Source organism: Nioella sp. MMSF_3534 (assembly GCF_030732985.1).
Classification (GTDB): Bacteria; Pseudomonadota; Alphaproteobacteria; order Rhodobacterales; family Rhodobacteraceae; genus Nioella.
On sequence record NZ_JASHJX010000077.1, the window covers coordinates 1 to 10,021 of the forward strand.

Below are 10,021 nucleotides of genomic sequence, written 5' to 3' on the forward strand. Positions count from 1 at the left end.
CCCCCCCCCCCCCCCCCCCCCCCCCCCCCCCCCCCCCCCCCCCCCCCCCCCCCCCCCCCCCCCCCCCCGGGTCGACGACGAAGTCGGCGAAACCAACCTCAGCTCAGGCAAACAGCTCGTGGCACAGCTCCAGCGCCTCCACCAGCGCATCGACTTCGGCCTCGGTATTGTACATCCCGAAGCTCGCCCGACAGGTCGCGGTCACGCCCATATGCTCCATCAGCGGCTGCGCGCAATGATGGCCTGCCCTGACCGCGACGCCCTTCTTGTCGAGCACGGTGGAGATGTCATGGGCATGGGCCGCGCCCTCCAAAGTGAAGCTGAAGATCGCGCCCTTGTTGGCGGATTTTCCCTGCACGTTCAGCCAGTTCAGCCCATCCAGCCGCGCCCTCGCATAGGCGCAGAGACGTTTCTCATGGGCGGCGATATTCTCCATTCCGATGCCCATCATGTAGTCCAGCGCCACGCCCATGCCGATCTGCTGGACGATACCGGGCGTCCCGGCTTCGAACTTCATCGGCGGGTCGTTGTAGGTTACCAGATCGCGGGTCACATCGCGGATCATGTCCCCGCCCCCCATGAAGGGCCGCATCTCGGCCATGCGGGCCTTGCGGATATGGATCGCGCCGGACCCGGAGGGACCATAGAGCTTGTGGCCGGTGATGGCATAGAAATCGGCCCCGATCTCTTCGACATTCACGGGCATATGCACGGCAGCCTGTGACCCGTCGACCAGCACCGGCACGCCCTGTTCTTTGGCCCCCGCGACAATCGCCTTCACATCCACCACGGTGCCAAGAACATTAGACATATGGGTGACGGCCACCAGCTTCGTGCGGGGCGTAATAGCGGCCAGAACGGCGGCCGGGTCCAGGTCGCCATTGGCATCCACATCGACCCATTTCAGCACCACCCCCTGACGTTCCCGCAGGAAATGCCAGGGCACGATATTGGCATGGTGTTCAGCGACCGACAGGACGATCTCATCCCCCGCTTCCATGCGCGGCATGGCCCAGGAATAGGCGACCAGGTTGATCCCTTCCGTGGTGCCGGAGGTGAAGACGATTTCATCTTCATCCTTCGCGCCCAGGAACCGGGCGACGGTGCCGCGGACGGCCTCGTATTTCTCGGTCGCGAGATTCGACAGGAAATGCAGGCCGCGATGGACATTGGCATATTCTTCGGCATAGCCGCGCGTCACCGCGTCGATCACAACTTGGGGTTTCTGGGCCGATGCGCCGTTGTCCAGATAGACCAGCGGCTTGCCATTCACCTGACGGGACAGGATCGGGAAATCGGCACGGATTTTGTCGATATCGTACATGGTTGGAGTTCCTAGACGAGACTGAGGCCCATGGCCGAAAACAGGATGGAAAGCAGGATCGCAAGCCCAAGCAGCGATACGATGATCCCCGCGAAAACCAGCCCGAGCGAGGTGAAGCCATGCAGCTCGGCCACGAAATTCACCATCAGCCAGAAGAACAGCGCCAGCGCCGCGATCGAGATCACATCGGTCAGCGGCGGCAGCACGATCATCGCCAGCAGTTGGAGAACGCTGAAACACAGCAGGATGAACTGTGCCCAGATGACCAGCGCAAAGGCCTGCTCGAAACTGCCCTGCCCGCCGAAGGCCTGCCCGATGCGGAAGGCCCCGAAGGCGATGATCAGGCCCACCACGCCCTCGAACGCGGTGTAGGTCACCGCCGTTTCCGCCGGAATGGCCATTCCGTCGGGCATCGGGGCCAGCGACAGGAAGATCACCGAGGACATGGCCGACAGTACCAGTTCCAGCAGGTAGAACTGCATCAGGATACGCCGGGGCAGGTTCAGCCCCATGATATGGCGCGCGCCCTCGCGCGGGTCGGTCAAGGTCTGCCGGGCAAGCCGCAGCAGAGTCGGAAGATGCAGCAGGTGGGTCATGCGCTTTCGGGTCCTTCGCCCCGTTCGGCCTCGAACAGACCGGAAAGCCAGATCCAGAAGAACCCGGCGGCAATCGCGTAGTTCAGCACCATCACCATGGCAGCCGATTGGCTGACACTGGCCATGCCCCGCAGCAGGAAGAGCGGCGACACGGCAAGGATCGCCCAAAAGAGCGCCAGGCGTGCATTGACCCCCTGCCCCTTTCCGCCCGCCAGACGGGCCAGCACATGGGTCAGACCGCCGAAGACATAAAGGATCAGCGGCCAGACAAAGAGCCAGACAAAGAGCGTAATCGCCAGACGCGCGTCCAGCGGTGCCGGGCCATCCTCGCCGGTCAGTTGTTCGGTCATCTCCGGCGCGGCGAGGCCGGTGCCGGTCAGGTCCGGGATCTGGCTGAGAAAGATGATCAGCAGCCCCACCAGCAGGTAGATGAACCCCCGCGCCTCGGGACGGTCGCTGGTGCGATTGCCGTCCATCAGCGCCCGCATCACCTGACGCGGGCGCATATAGCTGCGCAGAAGTTCGCGGGTGACCGACAAGCGCTTACCCCCTGTGCCGGTCCAGCCAGCCTTGCAGCCGGGTCAGGATGTCTTCGCGCAAGCTTTCGTCCTCGATCTCGTCGATCGCTTCCGCGAGGAAGGCCAGGACCAGCAGGTCGGTCGCCGCCCCTTCCGGCACGCCGCGAGAGCGCAGGTAGAAAAGCGCCTCTTCGTCGATCGCCCCGGTTGTGGAGCCATGCGAACACTGCACGTCATCGGCATAGATCTCCAGTTCGGGCTTGGCCTGAAAACTTGAATCCTCGTCCAGCAGCAGGGATTGCGAGAGCTGATAGCCATCGGTCTTCTGCGCGTGGGGTTTCACGAGGATCTTGCCCTGGAACACGCCCTCGGCCCCGTTCCTGAGCACCTTCTTGAACACCTGCCGGCTTTCGCAATCCACCGCGTCATGGGTGACGAAGACGGTGTCGTCATGGTGGAACGCACCGGTCGCCCCGTCGCCAAGCGCCGCGCCCGCGATATGGGCTACCGCGTTGTCGCCGGTGATCTCGACCACCTGTTCATTGCGGGTCAGGATGCCGTTCACCGTGAGGGTGAAGGATTTGTAAACCGACTCCTGCCCAAGACGCGCGAACATATGGGTAGACGCCCGGCGTTCATGGTCGCGGCCCTGCGCGCGGATGTGGTGAAACTGGCCACCATCGGCGACCTCCACTTCCATGCATTTGGAAAAGCGCGCCGCCGCCGGACCGTTTTCCAGCACGGTGACCGAAGCGCCTTCCTCGACCTTCACCAAATGGTGCAGGATCGCGTCGGAGGTTTCCGATTTATGCAGGTAGATCAGGCTGATGGGTTTGGCGGCCTTGCCGGTTGCCCGGATCACCACACCATCGGTGGCAAAGGCGGTGTTGAGCGCCGCGAGGGGGCGTTCCACCGGGGTTTGCCCACGGGTTTCCAGCACCCCGTAGTGATCCCGCGCCCAGTGGATGTCGCGGGCCAGCGCATCGGACAGGCGTTCGATTTCAACGCCTTCCATCGCCAGATCATCCGATGCCTCGGCATCATAGACCCCATCGACAAAGACGATCTTCAGCCGGTCCGTATCCGAAAACGGCATCGCCTCGTCGGTCACGAACAGCCCCGCGCGTGGCGCTTCGGGCGCGTTCAGCGTGGTGGGGTCGGAGTATTTCCAATACTCGTCGCGCTTGCGGGGCAGGCCCATGGCGGTCAGACGGGACAGCGCCGCGCCGCGCGCGTCATTGGCCCATCCCGCGCCATCGGGAAGCGTCAGCCCCTCGATGCGGGCCGCAAGCGGGTCCTGTTTCACAGCCGGGTTCGCCATTACGCGACCTCCGCCAGAATGTCGGCATAGCCGTTCTGTTCAACCTCAAGCGCCAGTTCCGGCCCGCCGGTCTTCACGATGCGGCCACCCGCCATAATATGCACCACATCGGGTTTGATGTGATCCAGCAGGCGCTGATAGTGGGTGATCACCAGGAAGCCCCGGCCCTCGTCACGCAGCGCGTTCACGCCCTCGGCAACCAGCTTCATCGCATCCACATCGAGACCGGAATCGGTTTCATCGAGGATGCACATCTTGGGTTCCAGCATCGCCATCTGCAGGATTTCGTTACGCTTCTTCTCCCCGCCGGAGAAGCCGACATTGACCGGGCGCTTGAGCATATCCGCGTCGATCTTCAGCGCCTTGGCCTTCTCGCGGATCACCTTGAGGAACTCGGCAGCCGACATCTCCTCTTCGCCGCGCGCCTTGCGCTGTGCATTCACGGCGGTGCGCAGGAAGGTCATGTTGCCGACGCCGGGAATTTCAACCGGATACTGGAAGGCCAGGAAAACACCGGCAGCGGCACGTTCCTCTGGCTCCATCTCCAGCAGGTCTTCGCCATTCAGCAGCGCTTCGCCATCCGTCACCTCATAGCCGTCGCGGCCCGACAGCACATAGGACAGGGTCGACTTGCCCGATCCGTTCGGCCCCATGATCGCATGGACCTTGCCCGCCTCGACGGTCAGGTCGACGCCCTTCAGGATTTGCTTGTCCTCTTCCTCAAGGGACACGTGCAGGTTCTTGATCTCAAGCATGAAAACCTCTTTCACATAGCGGCCAGACCCGCCTGCGCGATGCGCAGCGGATGGCCCGTGGTCATGTCAGGGCAGCTCAGAAGAGTGCCAGTTTCGCGGGATCGGTCAGACGGATCACCTGGCGTACCCAGATGTCCGAAAACAACAGCTCGAACAGGCCCGGAAAGGCGTGCACGGCCATATGCATGGTAAACGCCGCCGTGAACATGCCCGCCGTCTTGGCAGCCGTGTGTTCGGGGCGTTTGAAGTGGAAGATCTGCTGCAACAGGACCCCGGCCAGAAAGGCCAGTCCGAAGTCCAGCACCAGGTTGGAACTGCTCAGTTGCGCCGAGCCAGGCGTGACGCCAGTCAGATGGAACCGGGCGTAGCGGGCGGCGACGACCACCAGCAATCCGACGCCGAAGGCCCCGATCAGCGACAAGACATAGGCCACCCCATCCCCGCGCGGCTTGCGCTTGGGGCTGTCCGGGGCCTTGGCCCGGCTCGCCTCGATCCTCGCCACGCGTTCCGAGAAGCTGGGATCGACCATTGTGCTGCCAGAACTGCTCATGCCCGGAGAGAAGCCGGGGAATGTGGCGCATTTCGGGATGGGATCGGGGCATTTTCAGCCAATCCTCATAGAAACGGCCTCCCCCCATACGGCAAAGGGCGCTGCTGGTCCAAATCGGGGCCGTCGTGCCAAACAAGGTCATCACAGGCTCATCCCATCTTTGAGGTGCATGAATTCCTCATGCTCCTCCGGCACGATCAGAAAGTTCTCGCCGCGCCTGTAGCGTTTAAAACGGTCCAGGATCGCATAGCGGTTGATCTCGATCCAGTCGCAGAACCCTTCAAGATTGTCATCGTCGACCTCAACGAAAATGGTCGGCCGGTCGCGCGCGATGGTCTTGCTCAGACCCCGGAGTACATTCAGCTCCATCCCTTCGGTGTCGATCTTGATGAACGCGGCAGGGCGGTCACCCACGACATCATCGGCCACGACGAGGCGCAGTTCACCGCCTTCGACGAGCCGACCTGCCCCAAGATTGTGGACCGGAGCTTGAACAGCCATGCCGCTGCCAGCCGCATCTGACACCCCGACTCCCAGCCATTGCAATTCGACCTGGCTTTCGACCCGATTGAGCAGAACATTCGCCCGCAGAAGAGCGGCGGCGACCGGATTGGGTTCGACCGGCACGACCTCTGCTTTCAGGATCAACGCCGCAAAAAGGGAGTGGTTTCCGACATTTGCGCCAAAGTCGAAAAACAGCCCGCCAGGACGGTACGCAGCGCGAATCTTTGCCAGTTCAGGCCGCTCATAGAAGTGGCCGGACATATGGTGCCGTTGGATGACGTCCTGTGGGTCTGCGACCGCGAAAAAAACCGGACGGCCTCTGTGAGACCCTTTCACAACATGAAACGGCCCCATCACATCAGGTATGATGTTTTGGCTGGTCATCACTCTACCCCTCGTTTCCATCACGGCGCTGATGGTGGCGGAAGCGGGCGATGTAGTCGGCAGGCAGGTCGGCAGGCGCCGCGCCGCGCGCGATCAGGTGGTCGATGCAGTGCAGCGCCAGATCGGGGCTTTCGAAGACCGTATCGGCGGCAAAGGCCAGGTGCATCAGCTGATCGTCGCTGAGCCCGGCGGTTTCCTCGTCGCGGATATAGACCGCGTCACCATCCAGAAGCTGACTGGTCAGCTTCGAGCGCACCACCTGATCCTCATGTTCATGAGGCATCATCACCGATTTGGTGAACATGAACTTGTGCAGCTTGAAGCCCTGCGCGCGCAGTTCGGCGTCGAGATCACCGAACAGCGGCTCACCGGCATAGATACGATGGAACCGCACTTCACTTACGACCGCTATGGCACTGGAAAGCTTGGCTATTCCGCCGCGCAGCACCTCCAGCTCCCCGCCCTGAAGATCCATCTTCAGTAGGTCCACCGGCGGCAGGTCGGCCAGCGTGTCCAGTGTCACGGGGGTCAGTGGCACCGCTTCGATCCGGTCCGACAACCATTTCTGCTTGCCGATGGCGCGCACCGCGCGTTCATCCAGAGGGTAAAGCGAGGTAAACCCCGGCGTCGGGTGGATATAAAGCGTGCGGTTTCCAGGCAGGCCAACGGCCTCGCAGAAATAGGTCTCATGCTCGGATGGTGTTTCAACGAGCCTCGCGAATTCCGCCTCGTTCGGCTCGAACCCGTAGACATGGGCAAGACCATCGTCCAGCAGCCCCTGATAGGGCGGCGTCGACAGGCGGCTGGCCCCCACATCGCAGATCCGCATCCGGCGCGAGGGCTGCAGCGCCCCGGTCAGGACCGCGCGGCGTTTGTCGGCATGGCTAGCCATCACGCCTCCTTCCGCGACGCGGGCCGCACCAGGTAATTGGTGCTGGTCTCGTAGCGTCTGACCTCGGTCTCCACCACGTACTCCGCGCGCTGCCGCCAGTCGTGGAAACCCTCGTCATTATGCTTGTCGACCTCGATCAGCATCCACGGGCCACAGCGTTTCACCGTGGCCTCCAGCCCGGTCAGCACCTGCAATTCCATGCTTTCGACGTCGATCTTGATGAAATCGGGGGTTTCGTCAGCCAGTGCCTCATCCCCCGCCACAACGCGCAGCTCGCCCTGCCCCGGCAGCATCCGCGAGGCGCCCAGGTTGCGGGTGCGCTGTTCCATGGCAAAGCCTTCGCCCGGTTTATCCGACAGGCCCAGACCCAGCCATGACAGGTCGAACACGCCCCCGAACCCGTTCATCGCCACATTGGCGAGCAGCAGCTTATAGGCCGCCACATTCGGCTCAAACGGAATGACCTTGGCGGGCGAGAGGAACGCCGCGACATAGAGCGAATGGTTGCCCACATTCGCGCCGATATCCACGTAGGTGCCGCCAAGCGGCATGACCCGCTTGATCAGGCTCAGTTCGCGCCCCTCATAGAGCAGCCCGATACGGTGATGGCGCTGGATCGGATCGCGTTCCATGTCGACGGCAAAGCGCAACGGTCGGCCCGCGATGGTGCAGGCCACGACGTCGATGCCTTCGAACACGAACGCGTCGCCCCCCGCAATCGCAGCGCGGGCGGCGTCGAGGTCGAAAGGAGCTTTCACTGCACCGTCTGCCATGGATAGATGTCCTCTTCACCGGCGGAAAATTCTTCTGGAAGAATTTTCTGACAGAAAAATTTTCGGGAAAATTTTTCTAGCCGACCGACCCCTCCAGCGAGATCGCCACAAGCTGTTGGGCTTCCATGGCAAATTCCATCGGCAGGGCCTGAAGCACCTCTTTGCAGAACCCGTTGACCACAAGCGCCACGGCCTCTTCCTCATCCATGCCGCGCTGACGGCAATAGAAGAGCTGGTCGTCATCGACCTTGGAGGTGGTGGCCTCGTGCTCGACCCGGGCGGAGTTGTTCTTGACCTCGATATAGGGCACCGTATGCGCCCCACACTGATCGCCGATCAGCAGGCTGTCGCACTGGGTATAGTTGCGCCCGTTCTTGGCGCGCGGGTGCATCGAGACCAGCCCGCGATAGGTGTTTTGCGCCTTGCCCGCCGAAATCCCCTTGGACACGATCCGGCTTTTCGTATCGCGGCCCAGGTGGATCATCTTGGTGCCGGTGTCGGCCTGCTGCATGTTGTTGGCAATGGCGATGGAATAGAACTCGCCCTGGCTTTCATTGCCGCGAAGGATGCAGGAGGGGTATTTCCACGTGAGGGCAGAGCCGGTTTCCACCTGCGTCCACATCACCTTGGACCGGTCGCCCCGGCAATCGGCGCGCTTGGTGACGAAATTGTAGATGCCGCCCTTGCCCTCTTCGTCGCCCGGATACCAGTTCTGGACGGTCGAATACTTGATCTCGGCATCTTCCAGCGCAATGAGTTCCACAACCGCCGCATGCAGCTGATGGGTGTCGCGCTGCGGCGCGGTGCAACCTTCCAGATAGGAAACGTAGCTGCCCTTGTCGGCGATGATCAGCGTGCGCTCGAACTGGCCGGTATTTTCCGCGTTGATGCGGAAGTAGGTGCTGAGTTCCATCGGGCAGCGCACCCCCGGCGGCACGTAGACGAAGGAGCCGTCCGAGAAGACCGCGCTGTTCAGCGTGGCAAAGAAATTGTCGGTGATCGGCACGACCGAGCCGAGGTATTTCTTGACCAGCTCGGGGTGTTTCTGGATCGCCTCCGAGATCGAGCAGAAAATGACACCAGCGGCCTCCAGTTCTTTCTGGAAGGTGGTGCCGACGGAGACGGAATCAAAGACGGCGTCAACGGCCACCTTGCGGCCCTCGGCGGGGGCCTCATCGGCGCCCTCCACCCCGGCCAGGATCATCTGTTCCTTCAGCGGAATACCCAGCTTTTCATAGGTCGCCAGCAGCTTGGGGTCGACCTCGTCCAGCGACTTGGGCTTTTCCTGCATCGACTTGGGCTTGGCGTAGTAATACTGGTCCTGATAGTCGATCTTTTCGTAGTGCAGCATCGACCATTCCGGCTCGTCCATCAGCTTCCAGCGCTTGAACGCCTGAAGGCGCCAGTCCAGCATCCACTCGGGCTCGCCATTCTTTTCCGAGATCAGACGAACGATGCTCTCGTTCACGCCCTTGGGGGCGTATTCCATCTCGATCTCGGTTTCCCAGCCGTATTTGTACTTGCCGCCCATGGCCTGGACGGTTTCCACGGTCTCGCGGTCGACGCCTTCGCGCACCTCTGTTTCGGCAATGGCCATATCACGTTCCCCTGTGTTGGCCCCGCAGGGCCCGCATGTCCTCGCGCCCCATTGGGACGCGCCTGTTCACCTGCTGACGCGCGACAGGTGTCTGGCCCGTGCCGCCCGCCAGGCCTCGCTGAAGCGCAAGACCTCGTCTTCCGTCGTCGTGGGTCCGATCGAGATGCGGATCGCGCATCCGGCATCCCGCTCGTCAAACCCCATGGCGCGCAGAACCGCGCTCGACGTCACCTTGCCGCTGGAGCACGCGGATCCGGCCGAAATGGCAAAACCCGCAAGGTCCATCTGCATCACCTGCGTCTCGCCCTTCCAGCCCGGTGTGACCAGGCATGTGGTGTTGGGCAGGCGTGGTGCGCCTTTCCCGACCAAAATAGTTACATTTCCGTCGAGGTCCAGAGAGTTTTCTAGAATATTTCTAAGTTGAGCGACCCGACCCCAGACCCCATTCGCAAGATCTTGTGTAGCCGCCTGGGCCGCAGCCCCAAATCCTGCGATCCCGATCAGGTTCTCGGTCCCCGACCGACGACCCATTTCCTGCCCGCCGCCCTTTATCCGGGCCTCCACGTCCAGCCCGCGCCGCAAAACCAGCGCCCCGATTCCCTTGGGGCCACCCAGCTTGTGGGCCGAGATCAGCCCCATTTCGACGCCAGACCAATCGAATGCCACAGGCAGTTTGCCGAACCCTTGAGTAAAATCGCAGACCGCCAGCCCTTCGGGCAGATCCTGCAAAATGCCGGTTTCGGAATTGGCCAGTTGCAGCGTGGACACCCCCGGCTCGTCGACATTCACCCGCCCCGCCCCATCCAC

Annotated in this window: 11 protein-coding genes; all 11 read right to left on the bottom strand. The window is 62.3% G+C overall.

Annotated elements, in window-relative coordinates:
* Window positions 1-103 precede the first annotated feature (103 nt).
* Window positions 104-1,324: a cysteine desulfurase gene (locus RBB16_RS19780; RefSeq protein ID WP_306047757.1), complete on the bottom strand. Its 1,221-nt coding sequence runs from the start codon at window positions 1,322-1,324 to the stop codon at window positions 104-106.
* 11 nt (window positions 1,325-1,335) lie between these two features.
* Window positions 1,336-1,920 (bottom strand): Yip1 family protein, encoded by a 585-nt coding sequence (locus RBB16_RS19785; RefSeq protein WP_306047758.1) that lies wholly within the window; start codon window positions 1,918-1,920, stop codon window positions 1,336-1,338.
* Window positions 1,917-2,459: a hypothetical protein gene (locus RBB16_RS19790; protein WP_306047759.1), complete on the bottom strand. Its 543-nt coding sequence runs from the start codon at window positions 2,457-2,459 to the stop codon at window positions 1,917-1,919. Before RBB16_RS19790 ends, RBB16_RS19785 begins: the two co-directional genes overlap by 4 nt.
* 4 nt (window positions 2,460-2,463) lie before the next feature.
* Window positions 2,464-3,759, bottom strand: coding sequence for a Fe-S cluster assembly protein SufD (gene sufD / locus RBB16_RS19795; protein WP_306047760.1), 1,296 nt, complete (start codon window positions 3,757-3,759; stop codon window positions 2,464-2,466).
* Window positions 3,759-4,514 carry a Fe-S cluster assembly ATPase SufC gene (gene sufC / locus RBB16_RS19800; protein WP_071690444.1) on the bottom strand — a complete coding sequence of 252 codons (756 nt, stop codon included), beginning with the start codon at window positions 4,512-4,514 and terminating at the stop codon, window positions 3,759-3,761. Before sufC ends, sufD begins: the two co-directional genes overlap by 1 nt.
* 76 nt (window positions 4,515-4,590) lie before the next feature.
* On the bottom strand, window positions 4,591-5,064 hold the full coding sequence (locus tag RBB16_RS19805; protein WP_306047761.1) for a hypothetical protein: 474 nt from the start codon (window positions 5,062-5,064) through the stop codon (window positions 4,591-4,593).
* Window positions 5,065-5,205: 141 nt separating this feature from the next.
* On the bottom strand, window positions 5,206-5,952 hold the full coding sequence (locus tag RBB16_RS19810; RefSeq protein WP_306047762.1) for an FkbM family methyltransferase: 747 nt from the start codon (window positions 5,950-5,952) through the stop codon (window positions 5,206-5,208).
* 4 nt (window positions 5,953-5,956) lie between these two features.
* On the bottom strand, window positions 5,957-6,844 hold the full coding sequence (locus RBB16_RS19815; protein WP_306047763.1) for an FkbM family methyltransferase: 888 nt from the start codon (window positions 6,842-6,844) through the stop codon (window positions 5,957-5,959).
* Window positions 6,844-7,617 (bottom strand): FkbM family methyltransferase, encoded by a 774-nt coding sequence (locus RBB16_RS19820; protein WP_306047764.1) that lies wholly within the window; start codon window positions 7,615-7,617, stop codon window positions 6,844-6,846. Before RBB16_RS19820 ends, RBB16_RS19815 begins: the two co-directional genes overlap by 1 nt.
* A 76-nt stretch (window positions 7,618-7,693) precedes the next feature.
* Window positions 7,694-9,214, bottom strand: a complete 1,521-nt coding sequence (gene sufB / locus RBB16_RS19825) for a Fe-S cluster assembly protein SufB (RefSeq protein WP_306047765.1) — start codon at window positions 9,212-9,214, stop codon at window positions 7,694-7,696.
* A gap of 66 nt (window positions 9,215-9,280) precedes the next feature.
* Window positions 9,281-10,021 (bottom strand): cysteine desulfurase family protein (locus tag RBB16_RS19830; protein WP_306047766.1); only part of this gene is annotated, 741 nt, incomplete at its 5' end.